Here is a 25,038-nt window from a genome sequence, read left to right on the forward strand (position 1 = left end):
TCATCGCCGGCAGGAAAGGTCGATAATGGCAGTCACTCTTGACCAGACGATCGCGCAGAAACAGCACACTATTTTCTCGCGCATTTTCGCCAGCCAGACCTTCTGGGTGGTGATCGCCGTCATCCTCGCCTGCATTTTCCTGTCGTTTGCCACCGACGCCTTCGCCACGTCGAAGAACCTCTACAACATCACCCGCAACATCACCTTCGTCGCCATCATCGCACTCGGCATGACCTTCGTCATCATCACCGGCGGCATCGACCTGTCGGTCGGCTCGGTGCTTTGCCTGTCTTCGATGGTGCTGGCGGTTACCATGCATGCCGGCTACTCGATCGAGGTCGGCATTGCCGCCTCGATCGCCACCGCACTCGCCATCGGCGCCTTCAACGGCATCCTGATCGCCTATCTGGGCTTTCCACCCTTCGTGGTGACGCTCGGCATGCTGTCGATCGCGCGGAGCCTGGCCATGGTGGCCTCCAACAACACCGTCGTCTTCCAGTTCGGACCGGACCACGACAAGCTTCTGGCGCTGGGCGGCGGCGCTTGGGTGTTCGGCATTGCCAACCCTGTGCTTTACATGATCCTGCTGGCGCTGATTACCGGCTTCACGCTGCGCTGGACGAAATTTGGCCGCCACATCTTCGCCATCGGCGGCAATGAGCATGCGGCGACACTGACCGGCGTTCCGGTGCGCCAGATCAAGGTCGCGGTCTATATGATCTCGGCACTAGCCGCAGGCATTGCCGGCGTCATCCAGACCGGCTGGCTGGGTGCCGTCACCACCAATCTCGGCACCGGCATGGAGCTTCAGGTGATTGCCGCCACCGTCATTGGCGGCGCCAATCTGGCCGGCGGCGTCGGTACTGCCTTCGGCGCCATCGTCGGCGCGGCGCTGATCGAGGTGATCCGCAACAGCCTCGGCCTGCTCGGCATCAATGCCTTCTGGCAAGGCGTGTTCATCGGCGGCGCCATCCTGATGGCGGTGCTGTTCGACCGGCTCCGCAACTTCCGGCGCGAAGAATAAAGGCGACGGCGCCGGCGTAAGCCGGCCTATCGCTCAGTCTGAAAATCCGCCGCCCTGGCACCCGGGAATCACCGGTCGCACCCATGTGCCTTGACGCGGGCATGACACGCGCCGCACTATCCCCCGGCAGGCGAAGGGAGGCCAGTCGCCTGCGGGAGGATATACCCATGACGGAAGCGATCAGGCTCTATTGGGGCCGGTTCGGACATGTTTCTGTCCTGAATGTCGCCAGCGACTTCGTCACCCATGCCCATGTCGAGGCGCATATCATCATCTGGCTGGAAGGCACGGCCGGCGAAATGACCATCGGCCGCCAGACGGTGCGGCTCGGCCCCGGCACGGCCGCCGGCATCAATTCCTTCGAGCCGCACAGCCACGCCCTGTCGCGCGACGGCACACCCGGCCTGTTCCTTGCTTTCTACATCGATCCGGATTGGGCGCGCCGCCGCCGCGACATGCCTTCGTCCGCGCCGTTGTTTTCCGTACCTGCGATCATGCTGGAGCCATGGCTGCACCAGGCGGCGGGCAACCTGCTCGATCACCTCACCGATAATGAGAGCATCGACGACATCGCCAATTACGAGATCGAGCGCTTCATCGACAGTGTGCTCGATGCGGCCGACGCCTCCGCGCCTCACACCGTGCGCGCCCGCGTCCACACCATGCAGGATTTCCGCGTCCGCAAGGCGATCCAGCTGATGAAGGCCAATGTCTGCGAGCGCATCTGCTTCGACGAGGTGGCGCGCAGCGTCGGCCTGTCGCGGCCGCATTTCTTCGCTTTGTTCAAGGAACAGACCAATCTGACGCCAAATGTCTATTGGAACACCCTGCGCATGGAGGAAGCGGTGCGCCAGCTGCAGTGGTCGCAGGAGCCGCTGATCTCGGTTGCCTGCAATCTCGGCTTCACCACGCAGGGCAATTTCTCGCGCTTCTTCCGCGATCACGTTGGTGTCCCACCAACCCTCTACCGCGAGGCGGCGCGGGCAATCAGCTGAACCCAGGCCCCGCATTTTCAGACGCATCGATAAGCTTTGAAGACTGATTGATAAGCGGCGGCAGCGCCGCCGCCCTACCTTGCCGGGCAGCAGAACGCGCAAGGGACCTATCACATGGCGAAAGTTACCATCTCCAGCGTCATCGACGCGCCAGTCGAAAAGGTCTGGGCGCGCATACGCGACTTCAACGGCCTGCCGAACTGGCACCCGCGTATGGTCGAGAGCCATATCGAGGACGGCAAGGGCGCTGAAACCATTGGCTGCGTGCGCAACTTCCAACTCGCCAGCGGCGCGCGCATCCGCGAAAAACTGCTCGACTTCTCCGACGCGAATTTCCTCGTCAGCTATTCGATCCTGGAAACGCCGCAGCCGCTCACCAACCACAAGGCGACGCTTCAGCTGCGGCGGGTGACCGACGGCGACCGCACCTTTGCCGAATGGTCCGCGAGCTTCGACGCCGCTCCGGACGACGCCGACAAGCTGGTCGAGGGCATGGGAACCAATGTCTTCCAGGGCGGCTTCAACGCGCTGAAGAGCCACTTTGCCGGCCAAAGCTGAGCGCAAACAAGGGAGCCGGCCATGGCGCTTGCGCTGCAGACTTTCTCGACGGTGAAGGACGCGAATGCGGCGCTGAAATCCCAGGGCACCCGCTATCTCGGCGGCGGTACGCTGGTCGTGCGCGCCGCCAATGAGGGCGATGTTTCGCTTTTCGGCCTTGTGCGCTCGACCGAACCGTCGCTGTCGACCATCACCATTTCCGGCGGCAAGGCCCGCATCGGCGCTTCGGTGACCATGGCGGTGATCGCCCGCCACCCGGATCTGGCTCCGCTGGCCCGCGCCGCGCGCGCTGTCGGTGGTCCGGCGATCCGCAACATGGCGACCGTCGGCGGCAATCTCTTCGCACCGACGCCCTATGGCGACTTCACTGTCGCGCTGCTGGCGCTGGATGCGACGGTGAGCACCGATCATGGCGAGCTGCCGATCGAGGAATTCCTGGCCAGCCGTTACAACAGCCGGGGCATCGTCACCGCGGTCAGTTTCGCGATTCCGGCGCAAGGCAGCTTTCGCTTCCTGAAAATCTCCAGGGTCAAGCCGAAAGGCGTCTCCGTGCTGAGCATCGCAGCCGTGGTCGAACAGGCGGTGGATGGCGCCGTGTCCTCGGCGCGGATCGCGCTTGGCTGCATGGCCGACCGGCCGCTGCGCGCCATCGCCGCCGAAAAGGCGCTGCTCGGCAAGAAGCTGACCCGGGACGGAATCGCGCCCGCTCTGGCTGTCGCTCGCGACGGCACCTCACCGGCCACAGATCCGATCGCCAGCGCCTGGTATCGCAACGAAGTCCTGCCGGTCCATCTCGGCCGGCTTTTGCTTGCTTGAAGAATGCCCCTTTGGGGGGCGCGCGCTTGCCCTGAGGGGCAGGCGCGCAAGGAGGAAACGACATGGCAAAGGTCCCGGTTCAGTTCACGCTCAATGGTAGCGAAACGGCCGAATTCATCGACAGCGGCACGACGCTGCTCAACGCGCTGCGCGACAAGATCGGCGACACTTCGCCGAAAGGCGGCTGCCACCAGGGCACCTGCGGCGCCTGCTCGGTCATCATCGACGGCGAACTCCGGCTGTCCTGCCTGACGCTGGCCGAGACATGCGCCGGCGCCGCCATCACCACGACATCGGGCCTGTCGCAAGGCGGCGTGCTGCATCCGCTGCAGCGCGCTTTCCTTGACGCCTTCGCCACACAATGCGGCTTCTGCACGCCTGGCATGATCATGGCGGCCAAGGTGCTGCTCGACCACACGCCCAACCCCAGCCGCGACGAGGTGGTCGAGGCGCTGTCGGGCAATATCTGCCGCTGCACCGGCTATGAGCCGATCATCCAGGCGGTGCTGCTTGCAGCGCGCGCCAATTCGCAGAACGCGGCCTGAGGAAAGCAAAGATGGACCTGCGCAAGAACTACTTCGCCGATCAGCGCAAGGACGATCTGCACGAGATCGGCCAGCCGCGGCCGCGCTCGGACTCTCCCGGCCATGTCACCGGCAAGACCGCCTTTTTCGCCGACCGCAATTTTCCCGGCATGCTGCATCTGAAGATGGTGCGCAGCCCGCACCATCATGCCCGCATTCGCAACATCGACACCTCCGAGGCGGAAACGCTTCCGGGCGTGGTGAAAATCCTGACTGCCAGGGACGTGCCGCACAATGTCTACACCATCCTGATCCTGATCCAGATCGGACCGGAGGACGAGACCGTGTTGGCCGACGGCAAGGTGCGCTGGAAGGGCGAGGCCGTTGTGGCGGTGCTGGCCGAGACCGAACGCGCCGCACAAGAAGCCGCCGCCAAGGTCAAGGTCGACTATGAGGTGCTGCCGGCCGTCTTCGACATGGAAGAGGCGCTGAAACCCGGCGCGCCGCTGGTGAACGAATATCACGGCCAGAACTACTATCTCTATGACAGCGGCGAGTGCCGCAAGGTACGCTTCGGCGATGTCGAGGCGGGTTTCGCCGGCGCCGACCACATATTGGAACAGAGCTACCAGTCCTCGCCGATCGAACACGCACCGACCGAGACGACCGGCTGCATCGTCGCGCCCGAGGGCAATGATCGCTTCACCTGCTACACCAACACGCAGGCGATGTTCTTCACCCTCGACAACGCCTCGATCATTCTGCAGATGCCCGGCAACAAATTGCATTTCGTCGGCGGCACCGTCGGCGGCGGTTTTGGCGGCAAGGTCGACGTCATCGTCGAGCCCATCGCCATCCTCGGCGCGAAACTAACCGGACGACCAGTCTGTTTCATCTACAGCCGCGAGGAGGAGATGCAGATATCGTCACCCCGCGCGGCCGAAAAGGTCGTCATCAAGGACGGCGTCATGAAGGACGGCCGCATCGTCGCCCGTAAAGTCACCGGCTACACCGATGCCGGCGCCTATTCGCGCCATTCGCCCTATGGCGCGCAGAAGGGCGCCGGACACTATCCCGGTCCGTACACCATCCCCAATGTCTGGATCGACACCTACTGCGTCTACACCAACCGCACGCCGTCTTCCGCCATGCGCGGCTTCGGCGTCACCATCGGCGATTTCGCGCTGGAAGTGCAGATGGACAAGCTGGCGCGATTGATCGGCATGGATCCGCTCGAATTCCGCTTCATCAACGCCTATCGCGACGGCGACATGAAGGCACATCGCCAGCCGACCGAGGGTGCGGCGCTGATCGAATGCATGCAGGAGGCCTCGCGCGCCGCCAACTGGCCGGTGGCTGAAAAGTACCTGGCGATGTCCTCCTACGCGAAGGGAGCTTGAGATGGCGATCAGGCGCGGGCGCGGCGTCGCCGCGATCAACTACCCCACAGGCATGAACCTCGGCGGCGACCCGACCCAGGCGCTGGTGCATTCGACGCCGACCGGCAATTTCATGGTGACACTCTCGAGTGTCGATCTCGGCCAGGGCATGAAGCAGATCATGGCGCAGATCTGCGCCGAGACGATCGGCGTGCCGACTGATCGCGTCGTCGTCGATACCGCCGACACCGACACCGGCCCGCACTGCATGGGCACGTTTGCATCGCGCGGCACCCACCGCGCCGGCAACGCCGTCATTCAGGCGGCCAAGGAAGCCCGCCAGGTGATGCTGGAAGTCGCGGCCGAGGAACTGGAGGTCAACGCCTCCGACCTCGAGACGGACGGCCAGGGCAACATCTTGGTCAAGGGCGCGCCGCAAAAGTCGATCTCGATCTTCGATGTCGCGCTGTCGGCACATTTCAAGCGCGGTCGCTCGATTTCCGGCCGCGGCATGTTTTTGATCCCGCGCTCCTATCCCGAGAAAGAAACCGGCGCGATGAAGCCGTCGACCTGCTATGCCCACGCTTGCACCGTGGCCGAGGTCGAGGTCGACGACGAGACTGGCGAAGTGACGGTGTTGACGGTCAAGAACGTCTTCGAGATCGGCCGCGCGCTGAACCCAAAGATGGTCGAGCAGCAGCTGGTCGGCGGCTCGTGGATGGGCATCAGTCACGCGCTCTACGAGACCACCGAGCCCTATTACCCCAATCGCGACCATGGCGGCACCGACTTCAACCAATATCTGATGCCTGGCCCCGGCGACCTCGCAGAGACCGAGATCATCGTGCTCGAGCGTCCCTCAGCCGATGGACCCTACGGCGCCAAGGGACCGGGCGAAATGTGCGCCAACCCGCAAATCCCTGCCGTCGCCAATGCCGTCTTCGACGCCGTCGGCGTGCGCATCGATACGCTGCCGATCACACCGGAGCGCATTTTGCGCGCGCTCAAGGCGCAAGCGCCGAACTGAGGACCGAAATGCCCGCAACAAGCGCCGAGACTGTCGCGACCTCGCCGGAGGCAGTGGCGCAGCACTTGGCCGCCTCGCGCTATCTCGCCGATGAGAGTCTGGCGACCGCCATCTTCCTGGCCATCCGGCTCGGCAAGCCTCTCCTGTTGGAAGGCGCGCCGGGCGTCGGCAAGACCGAAGCTGCCAAAGCGATCGCCGATGTGCTCGGCCGCGATCTGGTGCGGCTGCAATGCTACGAAGGCATCGACGCCGCGCATGCGCTCTACGAATGGAACTACCAGCGCCAGCTGCTCGCCATCCGCCATGCCGGTGAGCATGAGATCGACATTTATGACGACCGCTTTCTGATCGCTCGGCCGCTGCTGCAGGTGCTCAACGCCCCAGAGGAGCGCGTACTTTTGGTCGACGAGATCGACCGCTCGGACCATGAATTCGAGGCGCTGCTGCTGGAGTTCCTGTCCGATTTCCAGATCAGCATTCCCGAGCGCGGCACCATCCGCGCCAAGACGCAACCGATTGTCATCCTGACCTCGAATCGCACCCGCGAACTGGCGGAAGCCCTGCGCCGCCGCTGCGTCTATCACTGGATTGGCTATCCCGACGCCGAGCGCGAGGCGGCGATCATCATGCTGCGCGCCGGCGACGTGGCGCAAGCCACTGCTCGCGCGGTGGCGGCAGCTGTGCAAACCATTCGCGCCCGGCCTCTGGCCAAGCCGCCCGGCATTGCCGAGGCCGTGGAATGGGCCAATGCGGCGACCATCCTGGAAAAGGGTGGCAGCCCGTGGCCGGAAGCCTTCCGCCGTGCCATCGGTGTGCTGATCAAGGACGAGGAAGACTTGTCCTACATCGCACCCGAGCTCGGCCGCATCGTCGAGGAGGCGCTGGCGTGAGCCGAGACCTCAGCAATCCCTTCGCCCCGTTCACGGGGAGAAGGTGCCCCGAAGGGGCGGACGAGGGGCAGCGCGAACCTCCGATGTCGGCGCCGCCCCTCACCTGCCTGCCGGCATCCTCTCCCCGTAAACGGGGCGAGGAGAGCTTACCGCGCGCCGCAGCACCTTTCCTCGGCTTTGGCCGGTTGCTGCGCCGCCATGCCTTTGCCGTCGCACCCGAGCAAGTCTCCGGGTTCATGCAGGCGGTGACATTGCTCGGGCCGCGCTCGATGGCCGACATTCGCGAGGCGGCCCTTGCCACGCTGGCCCCCTCGCCCGATCGCCGCGACGAATTCGAGGCGCATTTCCAAAGCCATTTCTATGGCAACACATCCGCCGTGGTCGAAGGCGATGCGGATGAGGAAACCCGCATCAAGGATGATGGCGGCGCGAGCGAGGATGAGATCGGTGTGATCAGCCGGCAAGAGGGCGGCGAGCTGTCCTCCGGCGCCGAACGGCTGAGCACCCGCGACTTCCAGCGCGACGACGACGGCTTGTCCGCCTTTCGACGCAAGCTCGCTTCCGCCCTGCCCGTCCGCCGCTCGTTCCGCACCGTACGCACCCATTCGCGTGGCAAGCTCGATCTGCGTCGGTCGCTGAGGGAAATCGTCAGTGCCGACGGCGACGTCCCCTCGCCGCTGCTGCGCCGCCGCCAGACCGTGCCGCGCAAGTTGCTAGTCCTGATCGACGTGTCCGGTTCGATGAAGCTGCACACGGCTGATTATCTCAAGCTCGCGCATGCCGCCGTGCAAGGCGCGGATCGAGCCGAGATCTTCACCTTCGGCACACGCCTGACCCGCATCACCGGCGCGTTGCGCATTCGCGATCGCGATCAGGCGCTTGCCCGCGCCGCAGCCCAGGTCGACGACTGGGACGGCGGCACCCGCATGGGACCGACTCTGCTCGCCTTCCTTTCGGTGCCGCGCTTTTCCGCCTTTGCCCGAGGTGCCGCGGTCATCATCCTGTCGGACGCGCTGGAGCGCGGCGACCATGCCGAACTGGAAATTGCAGTGCGCCGGCTGAGCGCTCGTGCCTTCCGGCTGTCACTGGCGACGCCGCTGGCCGGCGACCCGCGCTTCCGGCCGGCAACGGCAGCACTGCGCGCCATCCTGCCGCTGCTTGACGATCTCGTCGACGGCTCGTCGCTCAAGGGTCTCACCGATTTCATCCTGTCGCTCGCCCGCCCAGCGCCTACGGCGGCGACAATCTGGAAGAGGGTTTCGTGATGCAGAAAGTCATCGACGCGCATTTCCACATCTGGCGCCAAAAGGACCAGCCCTGGCTGGTCGGGCCGATGGTGCCGCGCATTTTTGGCACCTACGAGCCGATCCGCCGCGATTATCCGATCGAGGAATTTTTGGCCGACCAGAACGGCGCGGGTGTCGAAAAGGCCGTCTATGTCCAGACCAACTGGGCCAAGGAGGATTTCGAGAAGGAAGTCGCCTTCCTGCAGCAGACCGCTGAAGAGACCGGCTGGCCGCACGCCATCGTCGGCTATACCGACATGACGGTGGACGACATCAGGCCCCAAATCGATCGCTTGAAAAAGTATCCGCTGCTGCGCGGTGTGCGCATGCAGTTGCATTGGCACGAAACGCCGGCCTTCCGCTTCGCCGCCTCGGCCGACCAGGTCATCGACCCCAAAGTCCGGGCCAATGTCGCGCGGCTGAAGGACTACGACCTGTCCTTCGACCTACAGCTTTTCCCCGCCCAGATGAAGGACGGACTGACGCTGGTCGGCGAGAACCCCGAAACCAATTTCATCCTCACCCATGCCGGCATGCTGACCGGCATGGAGTCGGAGACCACCGAGGCTTGGAAAGCCGGCCTGCGCACGCTCTCAGTGGCACCCAATTTCTACGTCAAGCTGTCCGGCCTCGGCACCTTCGTCCACCGCAACGACCCGGCGCTGATCGCCTACATCGTCGACAACGCGATCGACATTTTGGGCAGCGACCAACTGATGTTCGGTTCGAACTTCCCGATCGAGAAATTATGGACCAGCCACGCCGAACTGATCAAGGCGCACCGGAATGCGGTGGCAAAACATGGCGTGGCAGCGGAGGCGGATGTCTTCTGGAACACGGCGAAAAAGGTTTACCGGCCAGTGTGAACCTTCACTTCACCTCAAACTCAGGATCGACCGGAATCTGCATCGCCGTCACCAGATGGTTGGTCTGCCCCGCCAATCCAATGATCGACACCAGCTCGCCATGCTGCGCATCACTCATGCCCTTGGCGCGCGCGGCGGCCGTGTGCGAGTGGACGCAATAGGAACAGCCATTGGCGGTCGACACGGCGATGTAGATCATCTCCTTGGTCAGTGGATCGATGGCGCTGTCGGCAACCATCACCACTTTCAGCTGTTCCCAGATGCGCTTCAGCGCAGCGGGATCATTGGCCAGCCCGCGCCAGAAATTGTTGACGAAATCGGATTTGCGCGTCGCGCGGATGTCGTCGAACACAGCCTTCACGGCCGGAATCTTTTCCACCTCGGTATCGCTGAGAAGTCTTGTGGTGGCCATGGCATTTTTCCCTTGGTTGAATCGATGGACTAGGTCGTTGAAACAGGTCTCGAGCAAAGGCGGCTAATCGGCTTTTCTGATTCGGTTTTTGGCGCGCAAAGGCACCGAACCGTGGAGATTGGCGGAGCCCCCCTCACCTTCGTCATCCCTGGGCGAAGCAGGCGAGCAGGGATGACGAAGGGGGGACCGCTCGGCCAATTGTCGACGTACGCATCGGCCAGAGACCTAATGCACAGCCGCGTACATGATCTTCCCCTCCGTAGCCTCCGCCGGCGAAAACTCCTCGACGATGCGCCCTTGCCTGCAGACAAGAATCCGATCCGACAGGTTCATAACCTCCGGCAGGTAGGACGAAATGACGACGACGGCCAAGCCCTCGTCGGCCAGCCGGTTGATGATCTGGTGGATCTCGGCGATCGCCCCGACATCGACGCCGCGCGTCGGCTCGTCGAAGATGACGATGCGCGGCTGCTGCACCAGCCCCTTGCCGATCACCACCTTCTGCTGGTTGCCGCCGGAAAGCTCGACGACGCGAGCATTGTCGTTGATCGCCTTGATGTTCAGCGTCTTCGTCCATTCGGCGGAAAGCGTCCGCATCTCCTGCGCATTGATCACCCAGGCCTTTTCGCGACCCGCCGCCAGCAGCCCGCCGAACAGGTTTTCGGCAATGCCCATCGTCTCGAAGATACCTTCGCTCTTGCGATCCTCGGTGACGTAGACGATGCCGTCGGCCACCGCTTCGCTCGGCACGAGATAGCGCACCGGCCTGTCGTCAAGTTCGATGGCCCCGCCGCGCAGGAAATCGCGCTTGTAGATGCCGGAGACGATCTTGAAGGTCTCGGTGCGACCGGAGCCGATCAGCCCGAACACGCCGGTGATCTGGCCCTCGAAGATCGAGAACGACGTGTTGCGCACCACATTGCTCATCGAGATATCCTGTACCGACAGCACCTTCCGGCCGGCCTTGCGCAGCTTCGCTTCGTCGCGCTGGCGATAGATCTGCCCCGACAGCGTGCGGCCGACCATGGCGGCGACGATCCGGTCGCGGTCGAAGGCCGATGTGTCGTCGGTGATGACAAGCTCGCCGTCGCGCAAAATGGTGATGCGGTCGGCAATCAGCAGCGCCTCTTCCAGCGCGTGGCTGATGAAGACGATCGACACGCCATTTGCCTTCAGCCGGCGGATCAGCGCGAAGAAATGCCGCTTTTCCTCCGGCGTCAACGTCGCCGTCGGCTCGTCGAAGATGATGATCTCGGCATTGTGGTGGACGGCACGTGCGATCTCGACCATCTGCCGCTTGGCCGCACCCAATGTCGCCACCATCGCATTCGGGTCGACAGGAAAATTCAGCGACTGCAGGAATTGCTGCGCTGAGATGTAGGTGCCACGCAGCCGGTTGAGGAACTTTTCGGTGCCGAGATAGAGGTTCTGCGCCACCGTCATAGACGGCACCAGGCTGGTCTCCTGGAACACCATGGCAATGCCGGCTTCAAGCGCGGCATGCGGCGAGGCGTAGGCAATCTCGGCGCCTTTATGAAACATCTTGCCGGAGGTGGCGTCGACGACGCCGGCGATGATCTTGGTCAGCGTCGATTTGCCGGCGCCGTTCTCGCCGAGCAGCGCGTGGATCTCGCCCTTGCGCAATTCGAAACTGACATTCTTCACAGCGGGCACGCCGCGATAGGTCTTGGTGACGTTCTCCAGGCGGACGATCGGTTCCATCAAAAACCTCCCGCATCGACGGCCAGCACGCAGTCACCGCCTTTGGAGGCAATGAACAGGCGGTTATCCTTTTCCACCACGCTGCAGATGCCATGACGCGTGCCGTTGGCGCGGCTGTGCAGGCTGAATTGCGGCTGCAGCGTCTGGTCGAGCCTGACCACCAGCCCATAGGAACGGCTCGGCGACCATGGCTTGTGGATGCCCATGGTGCGGATGCCGCCGCATTGCAACGGTTCGAGAAAACTGCGGTTGGAAGCCAGCGCCGGCGCGATCCAGCAGGCCGGCGGCACCTGGTCGATCATGTCTTGCCGATAGTGCGTCTCCTGCAGCACGAATTCGATCAGCCGGTTGCGCGGCGCAAACAGGGTCAGCCATGCCCCGCCATCGGCGGAAGGCGAGAGCCGGGAGGGATAGCCCGGCAGATGCGTCAGCACCGTCGAGCGGTTGCCCGTCGTGCCGTCATACAGCACCAGTTGATGCCGCCAGCTTTCGCTGACCAGCACATCCCGGCCGATGGGATACAGGCCGTAAGGAAATGCGATGTCGCCGGCCACTTTGCGGAAATCCGTGCTGCCCGGCTCCCGCTTCCAGAGCGATCCGGACACGCCCTTCTTCATCAGGTCGGCGGCCCATTGCGACGGCGAATGTTCGGCCGAACCATTGGCGAGCCACAGTGTGCCATCATCGCCATAGGCAAGTGCAGTGATGCAGCGGAGATCAGCCGGCAGCGAAACCTCCCTGCCGGCAATCAACAGCTTGCCGCTTTCCAGCCCCACCGTCAGCTCGCCCGATGGCGACAGCGCCAGCGCTGTGATCGGCGATGGAAAAGTTTCGACCACCTTGGACTCGGCGCCGGCAGCAATCGAATAGATGGCGTTGCCGCTGGAGGCCAGCAGCCGGTCACCGGAGACCAGCAGGTTGTCCGGCTCTGTCAGTCCGGCAAACGCCGGCGCATTGTCCAGCCGCGTGTTGGGGCGGAAAGCGCCGTCGAGCGGCGGGATCGTCACCGCCTTGCCGCGAAACAGGTCGAGCACTGGATCGAGGATCATGGCTTTGCTCCCCAATAGGAGGCGGGGCTGGTCCAGTTCGGGTCGGCCCCCGATATCTTGTAGCGGCCGATGCGGTTGTTGAGGATGCCGCCGACGAAGAGAAATCCCTTGTGCTCACGCATCGAGGTGACCATTGGATGGGCGGCACCCGAGAGGTCGCCCATCGCCTCGACGATGCCGCCGGTCTCGTTGAATTTCACCACGCCGCCGGTGTTGATGTTGGGGAACAGCCATTCGTCCTGCGGCAGCCGCCGCGTCATGCGCTTGCGCATGTCGGGGTGGCGCAGCGACAGGTCGAAGCTTGGCGTGCGCATGCCGAGCCACGCCATCCAGTAATTGCCGTCGGAAGCGCGGTTGATGTTGTCGGGGTAACCCGGCATGTCGCGGATGACGCATTCGGCGCTGCCGGCCTTCGGCCCTTCCAGCCAGTAGCGATGCACACGGCAGGCCCAGCTTTCGGCGAAGAACAGCGACTTGCCGTCATGCGCCATGCAGACGCCATTGGTGTAACGGTAGCCGTCGAGCAGCGTCCTGGTCGAACCATCCTTCGGGTCGTAGACCAGCAGCCGCCCGGTGGCGCGGTTCTCGATCGAGTCCAGCGCCCAGTCATGGGCATCATAGCGCTTAGTCGAATCGGTGAAATAGATGCGGCCGTCCGGCGCGATGTCGCAGTCATTCGGGTCCCGCAGCCGCGCATCGTCGACGATCGAGGTCCAGGAGCGCGACGTCTCCGCCGACAGGCGTTTCACCTCCCGATCTGGCGAGACGGAATAGAGTCCCATGGCGCCGACGCAGCTGATCAGATTGCCTGATTTGTCGAAGGCGAGGCCGAGCGGAAAGCCACCGATATGGGCAAACACTTCCGACTTGACATAGTCCGGCGCGAAGAAGCGGACAATCTCGCCATGGCGGGTGCCGCAATAGAGATGATCGTCGCGGTCGAGGATGACGTCTTCCGGCCCTTCCAGCTCGCCGAGCCCGATATGATCGGCTTCCGACAACCGGTTGTCGAGTTCGTAGGGCGTGCCCGATCCGGGCGCCGCCGACTGCGTTTCGCCCATCCGGAGATAGACCGGCGCGACATAGACCTCGTTCAGCACCTTGTGGCGGTTCTTCAGCCAGCGGATGTCAATGGTCACCGCGACCGCCAGCATGATGCCCAGCACCATCTGGTTGGTGCCGGTGCCGTAGCCCAGCCGGATCAGGCCGTTGGTCATGGTCAAGACGATGATGGCGCCCATCAGCCCCTTGATCACCGAGCCGCGGCCGCCGCCCAGGCTGACGCCGCCGACCACCGCCGCCGTCAGCGCCATGATTTCGAGATTGAGGCCAGTGCCCGGCCCTGCCCCGCTCAGCCGGCAAGCAATGAGGAAGCCGCCGATCGAGGCGCAGAAGCCGGAGAAGACATAGGTCATGAACACGGTGCGGCGCACGCGGATGCCGGCATTGTGCGCGGAGCGCCTGGAGCCGCCGACCGCAAGCACATGCCAGCCGGGTCGCGAGCGCGTCAGCGCGATATGGGTGATGACAGCCAGGATGATCGCCAGCCACACCGAAACGGAAAGCCCCCAGAAAGTGCTGTCGCCGATGAAATCGAGAACATCCGACGTGGCTGAGGAAAGCTGCACGTCGGCGGCATAGGTAGTGACGAGGATGTCGAACAGCGCCCGCCCAAAGATGAAGGTGACCAGCGTGGTGAGAAAAGCGCGCAATCTGAGATAGCCGACCAGGTAGCCGTTGATGGCACCGAACAGCAACCCGGTGCACAGCGAGGCGGCCAGCGCCAGCCATATCGACTGTTCGAGGATGAAGAAGACATAGACCGCGGAAAAGCACGACAGCGCGAAGATCGAGCCGACCGACAGGTCGATGCCGCCGCCCAGCATGACAACCGTCATGCCGGTCACGACCATCGAGAATTCGCCGAGCTGGCGTGTCGAATCCTGCAGCGCCGTCAGCTTGAAGAAGCCGGGAATGACCGAGCCGAACATTGCCAGCGTCGCCACCAGCGCCAGGAACGGAATGGCGTTGTCGGTCCAGCGTTTGGTCAGGATCTCGCCGACGATATGGTCGGGCACAAGATTGTAGCGCCAGGACTGGAGGCGTTCGCGAAAAGACATCGGTTGCTGCTATTCCATGAGGGAACGAGGTGGCCGAAACAATCCGGCCACCTCGTTTGTTTCAGTCGAGAAAGCGGGACTTACTTCGCCGCTGCTTCGGCCTGCAGCGCCTTCAGGTCCCAGCAGCTGTCTGGCTTGAGGTCGGCCTTGGTCGTCGCCTTCTCCAGCGTGTAGATGTAGGTGTGCGACGTGCCGGCCGGCTGGCCGCTCTGCAGCAGGAACTTGATGAGGGCGTTCATGTCGCCCGACTGGCGGGCAAGGTCGGTCATGACAACCGCGCCATAGGTGCCATCCTGCAGCTTGTCGCAATCGGCTGCTTTTTCGCCACCGCCGGTGGTGACCAGGAACACCTTGCCGTCTAGCTTGGCGTCGCGGATCGCGGCCGACGCGCCGGTGGCGTCACCATCCCAGAAGTCGATGATCGAGCAGACGTCGGGGTTCTGCTGCAGCATTGTCGTCGTCACGTTGCGCGACGTCGTCGGATCCCAGTTGGAGTCGGGCTTGGCCACGACCTTGAAGTCGGGGTGCTTCTCCAGCACCTTCATGATGCCGGCATATTGGTAGAGGCTAGACGAGTTGGCCTGGTCGCCCTGCACCAGGCCGATCTTCTTGGAGGAGTTTTCGCCGCAACCCTTGATCGCCGCTTCGGCCTCGAGTTGCCCAAGGCGATCCCAGTCGCTGCCGACAAAGGCGTCGGCTGGGAAGTTGGCCGGATTGTCGACCAGGATGACATAGGTGCCTGCGGCCTGCGCCTTCTTCATCAGCTTGGAATAGGAGTTGAGGTCCGGCGCATGGATGATCAGCACGTCCGGCCTGGTGTCCGACGAAATGGCGTCGGTGATCGCCTGCGCGCCGGCATCGACCACCCAGTTCGGATCGCGGGTCTCGAACACGCCGCCCCAGGCGTCGACTTCGGTCTTCAAATAATGCGCCCAGCCTTGTGCCAGGTCGAAGCCCATCGCCAGCGGCACCAGCATGACGCGCTTGCCCTTGAGCGCCTGTGCGTAGGCAGCAGGACCCGGATCGTCGGCGGCGAAGGTCGGTGCCACGAAGGCGGTAACGGCCAGTGCCGTGGCGGCGGCCATGAGTGTTCTGATCAGTTTCATGTCATATCCTCTGTTTCACTTGTTGCCGGCCGGTCGGCATGACCCGGCCGGGTACCCCTAAATGTCACCCTGCTGCGCGGTCTGTTCGTCGCGCGGATTGATGATGCCATCGACGATGATGGCGCCGAGCAGGATCGCCGCCTTGATCAGGTTCTGGTAGAGCAGCGGAATGTCGATGATGGTCATGGCGTTCGAAAGGATGCCGATCAGCGCGGCTCCGACCAGCACGTTGCGCACCCCGCCGCGCCCGCCGGAAAGACCGATGCCGCCAATCACCGCCACCAGCACGATGTCATAGAGCAGCGTCGAGTTGACGACGCGGGTGTTGATCGAATGCAGGCTGGCCGAGGTCAGCAACCCGGCGACCAGGGCGACGAGCGCCGAGACGACATAGCGCAGCACCAGCATCGGCCGCACCGGAATGCCGATGTTGCGCGCCGCCACCGGATTGTCGCCGGCGAAATAGATGTAGCGGCCCCATTTGGTGTAGCGCAGGAACAGGAAGAACAGGAAAGCCAGCCCGGCGAAGACGAAGACCTCGACCGGAATGTCGAGGAAACGCATGCCACCCAGCAGTTCGACCCAATGTCCCTGCGGCACCGGCACGGCATCCTGCGTGATCAATTGCGAGCGCACATAACCGAAAACGAAGGAGCCGGTGGCGAGCGTGACGAAGATCGCCGGCACGTCGGCATAGGCGACGAGAAAGCCGTTCAGCAGGCCGATGGCGAGCACGCCAGCCAGCACATAGGCGAGGGCCAACCCGTCTGGCGTTCCCGAATTCAGCAGTTGCAGATACCAGGCGACCGACATCGCCATGATCGCCACCGCCGACAGGTCGATACCCCGGCCGATGATGACGACCGCCATGCCGAGCGCCAGAATGCCCAACACCGACACCGAGCGCACGATGGCGACGAGATTGTTCGGGTCGATGAACCCCGGCAAGCCGATCGCGGCGGCAGCGAACAGCACCACCGCGATGGCAAAGACAATGCCTTCCTGATTCAGGCGCCTGAAACTCGGCCAGCCGATCGCGTTCATTGTCTCGCCCCGATGACAGCGCTGCCATCCCGAAAAAACGAAAGCTAATCGGCTCAGCACCAACTCGTCAAATGAATCCGCGTTCAGAACCGCGGCTGGCAGCGATAATTGTCGAGTGGACGCATTGATTGCCGAAACTGGCGCAATGCGCGGAAACTCAAGCATTTTTGGCAATTCGTTGCGCCGACGAAGTTGCCGGCGAAAGCTCCGCTCCAAGAGCAGAGCAAGAGGTGGAATTTCTGTCTGCGGCAGGCAGGAAAGACGCGGTCAATTCTCCGGCGAATGACCCGAAACCTCGCCACCCGCGGTCGGCGGCAGCGCCAGAAAACGAAACGAGGCGACGAGCCCGATCACGCCGATGATCAGGAAGGCGATTCGGAAATCGACGAGGTCGAGCGCCGGCCCGCTCCTGGCGATCTGCGACAGGTTGAGGATGGCTGCCGCCACCGCGACGCCGAACAGCATCGCCACTTGCTGCAGCATCGAGGACAGCGTCGCCGCCGAGCTGCGTTGTTGCGCGCCGATATCGGCGAAGGCCAGCGTGTTGAGCGCGGTGAACTGCATCGAGCGCGACAGGCCGGCGATCAGCATCAGCGCCACGACCAGCACTTGTGGCGTCTGCGGCGAGATCGCCGCGCAGGCCATGATCGCCAATGAGGCGATCACCCCGTTGATGACCAGCACCGAGCGGAAGCCGAAGCGCCGCAGCGTCGGCGTCGTCACCGCCTTCATGCCGAGATTGCCGAGAAAGTAGGCGAGGATCATCATGCCGGCATCGACCGGGCTCAAGCCGAAGCCGAGCTGGAACAGCAGCGGCAGCAGGAACGGCGTGGCGTTGATCGCCACCCGGAAAATGGTGCCGGCCGCAAGCGTCGAGATGGCGAAGGTCAACACCCCAAAGGCCGAGAGGTCGAGCAGCGGGTGCGGCGCGCGACGGAGATGCCGCACCGCCAGCCAGCCGACGAGGATCCCGGCGGCAAGCAGCGCCACAGTCGGCAAGATGCCGTCTTCCGGATGCGCAATGCGCTCGAGGCCGTAGAGCAATGCCGCGAGCCCGATCGACGTCAGCACAAACCCTGGCCAGTCGAGCGGCCTCGTCTCGGCTTCACGATCACCCGGAATGAAGCGGGCGACCAGCGCCAGTCCCGCCACTCCGAGCGGTATGTTGATGAAGAAATTCCAGTGCCAGGACAGATAAGTGGTGATGAAGCCGCCAAGCACCGGCCCGACCACTGGCGCGAACAATGCCGGCCATGTGATCAGCGCGGTGGCGTCGATCAGCTCGGACTTCGACGCGTTGCGCAGCACGAGGATGCGGCCAACCGGCGTCATCAATGCGCTGCCCAGGCCCTGCACGGCGCGTGCGGCAACGAACTCGGTCAGGTTCTGCGACACGCCGCAGACGATCGAAGCCAGCGTGAACAGGGCGATCGCGATGAGAAAAATGTTGCGCGCGCCAAAACGATCGGCGAGCCAGCCCGACAGCGGCACGAACACCGCCATGGTCAGCATGTAGACGGTGATGCCGATGCTCATCGCCACCGCCGGCACGCCGAAGGATTGGCCCATCTGCGGCAGTGAGGTCGAGATGATCGTCGAATCCAGCAGCTGCATGAAGAAGGCAACGGCGACGATCAGCGCCACGCGCCGCGCCTGGCGCGCCGGCGTTGTTACCGATGATTGGGGTGAGGCTTCGTTTTCGGGGATGGCCGTCATGCGCTGACTGTCCAAAGGGGATTTCCACCGGCAACCGCACAATTTGTCCGGCAAATCGATGACGCGCCGGTTTGAACAGCATTTGGGCGGCTTCGTCCAGACAATGCGCCAACAAACTTTCGTGTCGCCTCGCGGCCTGTTATGGGATGAATGGGCTGCCTGGGGACCGCGCACGCATGAAGCCTATCTACATCGATTACCTCAACGCCCTCGATATCGATGCCCTTGCCATGACCGATGCCGAGATCATCGACGCGGTGGAGGCTGGTCTGGTCGCCCAAGGCAACGGCCAGACGGTCATCGAACCGCGCGTCCATCTCGAGCCGGATCCGTCCTTCCATGGCCATTTCAACGTCTTGCGCGGCTACGTCGCGCCGCTCGACACCGCCGGCGTCAAGATCGTCGGCGACTATGTCGACAACTACCTGCATGGCCTTCCATCAGAATTCGGCATTCTCAATCTGTTCGATCCGCGCACCGGCACGCCGCGCGCAATTCTCGACGCTACCGTCATCACCGACATGCGCACCGGCGCCGTCACCGCCATCGGCGCCAGACATCTGGCCAGAAAAACATCCAAGGTCCTCGGCCATATCGGGGCGCGCGGCACCGCCTACTGGAACGTGCGCCTACTCGACCATCTCTTCGATTTCGACGAGATTCGCGTGCATTCGCGCCGGCCGGAAAGCCGCGACGATTTTGCCGCCAAACTGTCCGCCGATCTCGGCAAGAAGGTCATGGCGGTGGCCGACTGGAAGAGCTGCGTCGAAGGCGCCGACATAGTCGTCGAGGCATCGCGGCTGCCGGAACCGCAGCCGTTGCTGAAGACCGAATGGATCAAGCCGGGCGCGCTGGTGGTGCCCTATGGTACGATGAGCGCGGTGGAGCTATCCTTGACCGACATCATGCAGAAAATGGTCGTCGACGATTGGGGTCAGTGCAAGGGCGGCAAGTTCGGCTCGCTGCGCGCGCATGTCGAGACCGGACGGCTGAGCGAAAAGACGCTGCATGCCGAACTCGGCAAGATCGCCGCGGGGCTGAAACCGGGACGACAGAGCGACGACGAAACGATCCTGTTCTGGCATCGCGGCCTGTCGCTCTCCGACATTGCGCTGGGCAAAGCGATGCTGGCCAAGGCGCAGGCGCAAGGCATCGGCCAGAGGCTGCGCTTCGCATGAACGCGCTCGTCCTCTCAGGAGCTGGCATCAGCATCGAGGACGTCGCCAGCGTCGCCCGCGACGGCCGCAAGGTCGAGGTGGCGCCGGCCATCATCGAGAAACTCGACAAAGCGCGCAAAGTGCTCGACCAGGCCGCCGCTGCCGGCCAGCCGGTCTATGGGCTCAACACCGGGCTCGGCGCCAATCTCGAGACCTCGGTCAACGGCGACGCCGGCGCCTTCCAGCGCCAGCTTTTGGACGGGCGCAGCGGCGCGGTTGGCGACTCGCTGCCGCAGGAAATCGTGCGCGCGACGATGCTGGCCCGCGCGGCGATGCTCTCAGTCGGCGGTTCGGGCATTTCGGTCGGGGTTTTTACCGCGCTCGTCGAGGCGCTCAATGCCGGCGTCCATCCGGTGATGCCATCGCTAGGCTCGATCGGCGCCGGCGACCTGGTGCTGATGGCAGCGCTCGGCCGCATGCTGACCGGCGACGGTGAAGCCGACTATCAGGGCCGGCGTATGCCGTCGGCCAAGGCCATGATGTTGGCCCGCCTGACCCCGATCAGCCTGGCGCCCAAGGACGGGCTGTCGCTCATCAACGCTTCCGCCGTGTCCACCGGCAGCGGCGCGCTGGCGGTCGCCGACGCGCTGTCTGCCTTGATGCAACAGCAGCAGGCCGGCGCGCTGACCATGGAAGCCATCGGCGCCAACCAGACGATCCTCGATCCGCGCCTGCACGCGGCACGGCCGGCCGCCTGCCAGCAGGTGGCGGCGAAGGAGTTGCGCGAGTTGCTGGCGCGACACGAGCCGCCTGCGCCGACAACCCTACAGGACCCGCTGTCGATCCGCTGCATGCCCTCGATCCATGGCGCGTTGATCCATGCGATCGATCAGGCGAGACAAGCCGTCGAGATCGAGCTCAACGCCGCCGCCGACAACCCGCTGGTGATGGGCGACGACGAACTTGTTCTATCGACCGGCAATTTCCACACCGCCTCGCTGGCGCTGGCCTTCGAGACGCTCGGCCTGGCGATCGCTCAAACGGCTGCCGCCTGCGCCGCCCGCTTCATCCAGCTCACCGGCTCAGGCCGCAACGGCCTGCCCAAATATCTCTCCCCGGCCGGCGGCGCCTCGGCCGGTTTCGTGCCGCTGCAAAAGACGGTGACGGCGATCCTGGCCGCCATCCGCCACAAGGCCAATCCGGTGATGCTCGATTTCCTGCCCGTCTCCGAAGGCGTCGAGGACCACGCGACGCAAACCCTTCTCGCCATTTCGAAATGCGCCGAGATGATCGGGCTTTGGCGGCGGCTTGTTGCCCTGGAATTGATGGCCGCGGCGCAGGCGGTCGACGTGCGCGAAGGACTGGCGCTGGCGCCGGCTACCGGCGTGATCCATGCAGCGGTACGCGTGCTCGTCCTGCCGCTCAGGGAAGACCGGCCGCTCGGCATCGACGCCGAGACCCTCTACGCCACGCTCGCCAATGGCAGATGGCAGGCGTAGCCGGCCGCGCTTCCTTCAAGCCACGCCATCGACCTTGTTCAGGAACAGGCGAAGCTGCTGCGGGTCCATATGCACGACGTGCCTGTCTTCGGGATAGGCGAGGCTGTTGACGTCTGCGACATATTCCGAGAACGCGGCGATGCGCTCCGCCTGCAAGCGATCATATTCGGCGGCGAAATTGCGATAGACCTTGGAGTGACGAGGCATGTGACCACGGTTCTGGCCAAGAATGTCGTCGGCGAACAGATATTGCGCGTCGCAGCCGGTGCCCGCCCCCATCGACAGCATGATCAGCGACGTCCGCTCCGAGATCGCTTTCGCCACCTCGACCGGAACCACCTCGATCTCGGCGCCGATGGCGCCGGCGGCCTCATACTGCTTCACCGCCTCGAAGATCTGCATAGCGGTATCGGCGGTCTTGCCGACCGCCTTGAAGCCGCCCGTCCAGGTCGCACGGGAAGGAATGAGGCCGACATGGCCGATTACCGGTATGGCGTCATCGGCCAGCCGCTTGACGGTGGCAAAGCCGGCGCTGCAATAGACCGCGTCGGCACTCGCCTTGTAGAGCCGGAACGCCCAGCGGATAAAATCATCGGCGGTGCCGATCTCATAAAAATTCTCGCCCGGCATGGTGAACAGGCTGGGCGCCGCATCGCGATACTGCGGATTAAGCATCAGTTCCGGCGGCACCGAAACGATGTCGACCCCTGCCCGCTCGGCGGCCTCGGCCTCGTCCATCGTCATCACGCGCAGCATGGTCAACTGGCGCTTGCCCTTCATGGCACGCAAATCCGCCACCGTCGGTCTTTTCCGGCTCATCTAGGAAGTTCCCCTTGTTGCCTGCCACGGTAGGATAACCACTATACCGACCTCGACCTATCCCGCTTGTGCTATTCAGCAGCCGCCGACATATCGATCCCGTGGAAGTCGCGCTTTTCTTGCCAGCTGTCGTCATCATCGCCCCGGCAGCAGGCGTGCGGCACGCCGGAGCCGGCGCAGCCGAGAGGCCTCTGCTCAAGGATGTAGCGCATAGGCGCGCACGCCGGCCAAGGGCGATCACATTATTTCCCATCAGTATCGCAGATGGAAAGTGACGTCGCCACGACCTTCGGCACCTATCCGGCGATCAGCACCGTGCTCTCAGGCGACCAGCGCAACACCACGTCCTGCCCCTCAGCCAGCCTTTCAATGCCGGTGTTCTGGACGATGACCTTCAGCGTCTGTCCGGCCCGTTCGACGAAATAGGTGCTGTTGTTGCCGGCAAAGATGCGCTTGGAAACCTGGCCCTTGAGCATGTTGGCATTGACCGCATCCGGCGCCCCCGCATCGGTGGCGATGCGGATGCGTTCGGGCCGCACCGCGCAGCTAGCCTTGGCGCCGGCGGCGAGCCTTGCACCGGCGCCTGCAGCAATCGACGTGCCGTCGGCCAGGCGGATGCCGCTGCCGGTGGTGTCACCGCGAAAGATGTTGGCGTCGCCGAGGAAGGTGGCAGCGAACTCGCTCTTCGGGCTGTCGTAGATATCCTCGGGCGGCCCTTCCTGCACCAGCCTGCCGTCGCGCAAGATGCCGATGCGGTCGCTCATCGTCAGCGCCTCTTCCTGGTCGTGGGTGACGAAGATGGTGGTGATGCCGATCTCGCGCTGGATGCGCTTGAGCTCGATCTGCATGTCGACACGCAGCGCCTTGTCGAGTGCACCGAGCGGCTCGTCAAGCAAAAGCACACGCGGCTTGGTGACGATGGCCCGCGCCAGCGCGACGCGTTGCCGCTGGCCGCCCGACAGCTGGTGCGGCCGGCGGCCGCCGAGCTTGCCGAGCTGCACGAGGTCGAGCGCACGCTGCACTTCGCTGGCAATGACCGCCTTGGCCTCGCCGCGCACCGACAGGCCGAAGGCGACATTGTCGGCGACGCTCATATTGGGAAACAGCGCATAGTTCTGGAACACCATGCCGATCTGTCGCTTTTCGACCGGCACGCGTTCCACACTTTCACCGCCGATGGCGATGCGGCCGGTATCAGGGAAATCGAACCCGGCGATCTGTCTGAGCAGCGTGGTCTTGCCGCTGCCGGAGGGACCAAGCAGCGCATAAAAACCGCCATCGGCGAAATCGATGGAYACATCGTCCAGCGCCTTGTGCGCCCCAAAACTGCGCGAGACATTCGATACCTGGACGCCGGCCATTATTTCTCTCCGCCGAATTTGAAGAACCGCGCCGTGAGCAGCATCAGCGCCATCGACACGGCGATGATGATCGTCGAGACCGCGTTGATCTCGGGCGTAAAGCCTTTGCGGATCGCGGCGTAGATTTCGACCGGCAGCGTCGTCTCGCCCGGCGTCGACAGGAAGTAGGACACGACGAACTGGTCGAACGACACCGCAAAGGCGAACAGCCCGCCGGCGATGACGCCGGGCATGATCCACGGCAAGGTCACACGCCGTGTCACTTGCCACTGGTTGGCGCCGAGTGAGCGCGCCGCCTCTTCCAGCTCCGGCGCAAAGGTCTGCAGCCGGGCCGAGACGACGACGATGACATAGGGCAGCGCCAGCGCCACATGGCCGAGCAGGATCGCATGCGCGCCACGGCCGATGCCGACGCCGAAGAAGAAGATCAGCATCGCCGTGCCGGTGATCAGCCACGGAATGGCGATCGGCGGAAACAGCAGCGCCTGCAGGAGTTTCTTGCCGCGAAATTCATAGCGAAACAGCGCGAGCGACGCCGCCGAGCCGAGCACCGTGGAGATGATGGTGGTGATGACGGCGATCTCGACGCTGTTCCAGGTCGCGGCGATGATCTGGTCGTTCTGCCACAGCGAACTGTACCACTCCGTCGTCCACTCGAACGGCAATTGGTAGAAGGGCGAGACGTTGAACGACATCAGCGCCATGATGATGATCGGCAGATAGAGGAAGGCGAGCAGCAGTCCGATGTAGAGGCGGCCGAGTCCTTCGAGGATGCGGGTCGTCGCCATCACGCAGCCCTCTTCAGCACCGGCGAGGCCACGGCCAGGATGACCAGCACGACGGCCAGCAGGATGAAGGACAGTGCTGCCCCCAGCGGCCAGTTGAAGACGGCGACGAACTGGTCCTCGATGATCGTGCCGTAGAAGGTGCCGGTGCGTCCGCCAAGGATGCGCGGCTCCATGAATGAACCAACCACCGGCACGAAGATCAGTGCCGCGCCGGCGACCAGACCCGGCATCGACAGCGGGATGATGACCCGCTTCAGCACCTGCAGCCGCGAGGCGCCGAGCGAGCGTCCGGCCTCGATCAACGAGTCGTCGATGGCTTGCAGCGTGAGGTAGCAGGTCAGCACCATATAGGGCACATAGGAGTGCACCAGCCCGATGATGACGGCGGGGTAGGAATACATGAGGTCGATGTTGATCTTGAACGGCAGCACCGCGTTGAGCGCGGTGTCGAGAATGCCGCCTTCGCGCAGCACCATCGCCCAGGAGAAGATCCGCACCAGTCCATTCGACCAGAACGGCAGGATGACAAGCAGGAAGATCGCCTCGCGGCTGCGCCCCTTCAGCACCTTGGCCAGCACATAGGCGGCGGGGTAACCGATGACGACACACCACAAAGTCACCTCGAGCCCGAGCCTGAGCGAGGCCAAAAGCAGCGTCAGATACAGCCCTTGCGAGAAGAAGGCGGCGTAGTTGTCAAGCGTGAATGCCCACGCCTTGGCCGATAGCGGCAGCTCGGTCATGAACGAGAAGAAGACCATGGCCGACAGCGGCAGGAAGATCGCCACCGTCAGCCACAGATAGGCTGGGAGGAGCAAAGGCAGAGCCGATCTCAGCCCGCTACGCGATGCGACCGCGCCCTGTACTGCCATGATACCCTCCT

Annotated in this window: 23 protein-coding genes; 12 read left to right on the plus strand and 11 right to left on the minus strand. The window is 63.8% G+C overall.

All coding sequences use genetic code 11. The features are described from left to right. Window positions 1–25 precede the first annotated feature (25 nt). The 10 genes from AC1DVW_RS13360 (at window position 26) to AC1DVW_RS13405 (ending at window position 9,365) form a co-directional block, all read left to right on the plus strand. Window positions 26–1,024, plus strand: a complete 999-nt coding sequence (locus tag AC1DVW_RS13360; protein WP_477275143.1) for an ABC transporter permease — start codon at window positions 26–28, stop codon at window positions 1,022–1,024. A gap of 167 nt (window positions 1,025–1,191) precedes the next feature. After that, window positions 1,192–2,019 carry a helix-turn-helix domain-containing protein gene (locus AC1DVW_RS13365; RefSeq protein ID WP_477323625.1) on the plus strand — a complete coding sequence of 276 codons (828 nt, stop codon included), beginning with the start codon at window positions 1,192–1,194 and terminating at the stop codon, window positions 2,017–2,019. A 114-nt stretch (window positions 2,020–2,133) separates the two neighbouring features. Continuing rightward, a complete protein-coding gene (locus AC1DVW_RS13370) occupies window positions 2,134–2,577 on the plus strand; it encodes an SRPBCC family protein (RefSeq protein WP_477323627.1) in 444 nt (147 codons plus the stop codon). A gap of 21 nt (window positions 2,578–2,598) precedes the next feature. Further along, window positions 2,599–3,393 (plus strand): FAD binding domain-containing protein, encoded by a 795-nt coding sequence (locus AC1DVW_RS13375; RefSeq protein ID WP_477323629.1) that lies wholly within the window; start codon window positions 2,599–2,601, stop codon window positions 3,391–3,393. A 62-nt stretch (window positions 3,394–3,455) separates the two neighbouring features. Further along, on the plus strand, window positions 3,456–3,938 hold the full coding sequence (locus tag AC1DVW_RS13380; RefSeq protein WP_477323631.1) for a (2Fe-2S)-binding protein: 483 nt from the start codon (window positions 3,456–3,458) through the stop codon (window positions 3,936–3,938). Between the two features lie 11 nt (window positions 3,939–3,949). Continuing rightward, the gene (locus AC1DVW_RS13385) at window positions 3,950–5,317 is read left to right on the plus strand and encodes a xanthine dehydrogenase family protein molybdopterin-binding subunit (protein ID WP_477275153.1); all 1,368 of its coding nucleotides are present in this window, start codon (window positions 3,950–3,952) and stop codon (window positions 5,315–5,317) included. 1 nt (window position 5,318) lies between these two features. After that, the gene (locus tag AC1DVW_RS13390; protein ID WP_477244392.1) at window positions 5,319–6,323 is read left to right on the plus strand and encodes a xanthine dehydrogenase family protein molybdopterin-binding subunit; all 1,005 of its coding nucleotides are present in this window, start codon (window positions 5,319–5,321) and stop codon (window positions 6,321–6,323) included. A gap of 8 nt (window positions 6,324–6,331) precedes the next feature. Beyond that, on the plus strand, window positions 6,332–7,213 hold the full coding sequence (locus tag AC1DVW_RS13395) for an AAA family ATPase (RefSeq protein WP_477323633.1): 882 nt from the start codon (window positions 6,332–6,334) through the stop codon (window positions 7,211–7,213). A gap of 83 nt (window positions 7,214–7,296) precedes the next feature. Beyond that, window positions 7,297–8,478: a vWA domain-containing protein gene (locus AC1DVW_RS13400; RefSeq protein ID WP_477323635.1), complete on the plus strand. Its 1,182-nt coding sequence runs from the start codon at window positions 7,297–7,299 to the stop codon at window positions 8,476–8,478. Then, window positions 8,478–9,365 (plus strand): amidohydrolase family protein, encoded by an 888-nt coding sequence (locus AC1DVW_RS13405; protein ID WP_477323797.1) that lies wholly within the window; start codon window positions 8,478–8,480, stop codon window positions 9,363–9,365. The genes AC1DVW_RS13400 and AC1DVW_RS13405 overlap by 1 nt, the downstream gene beginning before the upstream one ends. Before the next feature lie 4 nt (window positions 9,366–9,369). Here the strand turns inward: AC1DVW_RS13405 and AC1DVW_RS13410 are convergent, their stop codons facing one another. The 7 genes from AC1DVW_RS13410 to AC1DVW_RS13440 all read right to left on the minus strand — a co-directional run bounded on the left by AC1DVW_RS13410 (window position 9,370) and on the right by AC1DVW_RS13440 (window position 18,534). Further along, on the minus strand, window positions 9,370–9,777 hold the full coding sequence (locus AC1DVW_RS13410) for a carboxymuconolactone decarboxylase family protein (protein WP_477323637.1): 408 nt from the start codon (window positions 9,775–9,777) through the stop codon (window positions 9,370–9,372). A 225-nt stretch (window positions 9,778–10,002) separates the two neighbouring features. Continuing rightward, complete coding sequence (locus AC1DVW_RS13415) at window positions 10,003–11,499, minus strand: sugar ABC transporter ATP-binding protein (RefSeq protein ID WP_477323639.1); 1,497 nt, start codon at window positions 11,497–11,499, stop codon at window positions 10,003–10,005. After that, window positions 11,499–12,548, minus strand: coding sequence for a WD40 repeat domain-containing protein (locus AC1DVW_RS13420; RefSeq protein ID WP_477323641.1), 1,050 nt, complete (start codon window positions 12,546–12,548; stop codon window positions 11,499–11,501). The genes AC1DVW_RS13415 and AC1DVW_RS13420 overlap by 1 nt, the downstream gene beginning before the upstream one ends. After that, window positions 12,545–14,668, minus strand: a complete 2,124-nt coding sequence (locus tag AC1DVW_RS13425; RefSeq protein WP_477323643.1) for an ABC transporter permease — start codon at window positions 14,666–14,668, stop codon at window positions 12,545–12,547. The genes AC1DVW_RS13420 and AC1DVW_RS13425 overlap by 4 nt, the downstream gene beginning before the upstream one ends. An 80-nt stretch (window positions 14,669–14,748) precedes the next feature. Then, a complete protein-coding gene (locus AC1DVW_RS13430) occupies window positions 14,749–15,774 on the minus strand; it encodes a sugar ABC transporter substrate-binding protein (protein ID WP_477275165.1) in 1,026 nt (341 codons plus the stop codon). Between the two features lie 57 nt (window positions 15,775–15,831). Beyond that, window positions 15,832–16,818, minus strand: coding sequence for an ABC transporter permease (locus AC1DVW_RS13435; RefSeq protein WP_477323645.1), 987 nt, complete (start codon window positions 16,816–16,818; stop codon window positions 15,832–15,834). A 267-nt stretch (window positions 16,819–17,085) separates the two neighbouring features. Then, window positions 17,086–18,534 (minus strand): DHA2 family efflux MFS transporter permease subunit, encoded by a 1,449-nt coding sequence (locus tag AC1DVW_RS13440; protein ID WP_477323647.1) that lies wholly within the window; start codon window positions 18,532–18,534, stop codon window positions 17,086–17,088. A gap of 176 nt (window positions 18,535–18,710) precedes the next feature. Between AC1DVW_RS13440 and AC1DVW_RS13445 the strand changes: the two genes are divergently transcribed. Continuing rightward, a complete protein-coding gene (locus AC1DVW_RS13445; RefSeq protein ID WP_477323649.1) occupies window positions 18,711–19,712 on the plus strand; it encodes an ornithine cyclodeaminase family protein in 1,002 nt (333 codons plus the stop codon). Further along, window positions 19,709–21,190 (plus strand): HAL/PAL/TAL family ammonia-lyase, encoded by a 1,482-nt coding sequence (locus AC1DVW_RS13450; protein WP_477323651.1) that lies wholly within the window; start codon window positions 19,709–19,711, stop codon window positions 21,188–21,190. Before AC1DVW_RS13445 ends, AC1DVW_RS13450 begins: the two co-directional genes overlap by 4 nt. Window positions 21,191–21,205: 15 nt before the next feature. Here the strand turns inward: AC1DVW_RS13450 and AC1DVW_RS13455 are convergent, their stop codons facing one another. The 4 genes from AC1DVW_RS13455 to AC1DVW_RS13470 all read right to left on the minus strand — a co-directional run bounded on the left by AC1DVW_RS13455 (window position 21,206) and on the right by AC1DVW_RS13470 (window position 25,027). Continuing rightward, window positions 21,206–22,009: a 3-methyl-2-oxobutanoate hydroxymethyltransferase gene (locus AC1DVW_RS13455; protein ID WP_477323652.1), complete on the minus strand. Its 804-nt coding sequence runs from the start codon at window positions 22,007–22,009 to the stop codon at window positions 21,206–21,208. Window positions 22,010–22,305: 296 nt separating this feature from the next. Further along, window positions 22,306–23,370 (minus strand): ABC transporter ATP-binding protein, encoded by a 1,065-nt coding sequence (locus AC1DVW_RS13460; protein ID WP_477244366.1) that lies wholly within the window; start codon window positions 23,368–23,370, stop codon window positions 22,306–22,308. Then, complete coding sequence (locus AC1DVW_RS13465) at window positions 23,370–24,158, minus strand: ABC transporter permease (RefSeq protein ID WP_477275176.1); 789 nt, start codon at window positions 24,156–24,158, stop codon at window positions 23,370–23,372. The genes AC1DVW_RS13460 and AC1DVW_RS13465 overlap by 1 nt, the downstream gene beginning before the upstream one ends. Next, window positions 24,158–25,027: an ABC transporter permease gene (locus AC1DVW_RS13470; RefSeq protein ID WP_477275178.1), complete on the minus strand. Its 870-nt coding sequence runs from the start codon at window positions 25,025–25,027 to the stop codon at window positions 24,158–24,160. The genes AC1DVW_RS13465 and AC1DVW_RS13470 overlap by 1 nt, the downstream gene beginning before the upstream one ends. Window positions 25,028–25,038: the final 11 nt, after the last annotated feature.

Source organism: Mesorhizobium sp. P3_B5, from assembly GCF_056402815.1.